Below are 221 nucleotides of genomic sequence, written 5' to 3'. Positions count from 1 at the left end.
CGCAACACGATTGGCGGCGCGATTAAATACGTCACCGCCAAGATGGACGACGAGCCGGACCTGAAAGCCAAGGTCAATGTCGGCTCCTACAGCCAGCTCGACACGATCGTATCCGGTTCGGTACCGCTCAGCGACACATTCAAGGTCGGCGGCGCGATCGCCAACTACCAACGCGACGGTTACGGGGAGAACCTCTTCACCGGCGCAGACCATTACGACAA

The 221-nt window shown here is 59.3% G+C and carries 1 protein-coding gene; it reads left to right on the top strand.

The genetic code is table 11. The features are described from left to right. Positions 1-221 (top strand): hypothetical protein (locus B4F73_RS05495; protein ID WP_290482687.1); only part of this gene is annotated, 221 nt, incomplete at both ends.

The organism is Hyphomonas sp. UBA3601 (assembly GCF_002375605.1).
Taxonomy (GTDB): Bacteria; Pseudomonadota; Alphaproteobacteria; order Caulobacterales; family Hyphomonadaceae; genus Hyphomonas.
The sequence above is the reverse complement of the archived record's forward strand: the minus strand, read 5'-3'. Positions and strand labels throughout refer to the sequence as shown.